Source organism: Faecalibacterium sp. DFI.5.82 (assembly GCF_029076575.1).
In the GTDB taxonomy this organism is placed as follows: Bacteria; Bacillota; Clostridia; order Oscillospirales; family Ruminococcaceae; genus Faecalibacterium; species Faecalibacterium duncaniae.
The window spans coordinates 1-298 of record NZ_JARFIS010000820.1; the positions used below are offsets into that span (position 1 = coordinate 1).

Annotated in this window: 1 pseudogene; it reads right to left on the bottom strand. The window is 70.1% G+C overall.

The annotated features are described in order from the left end of the window. Positions 1-298, bottom strand: a pseudogene (locus tag P0G09_RS19055) (SPFH domain-containing protein); the annotation flags it as partial.

Below are 298 nucleotides of genomic sequence, written 5' to 3' on the forward strand. Positions count from 1 at the left end.
TGCCGCACTCCGAGCAGAATTTGCCGCTGTTCTTTGCACCGCAGCTGCACACCCAGACAGCCGGGGCTTCGGGCCGGGGCTTGCCGCATTCGGCACAGAACTTGCCCGAGTTGCCGGTGTGGCCGCAGCTGCAGGTCCAGCCAGCGGCCGGTGCGGCCTGAGGCTGCGCGGCGGTCTGCTGGCCGCCCATCTGGTAGAGATCCCGGGCGTTGACACCGCCCGCTGCAGCGGCCTGGTTCATCCCCATAAAGGCCAGGGCGGGACCGGCGGCGGTGTTGGAGGCGGCAGCCTGCATGGC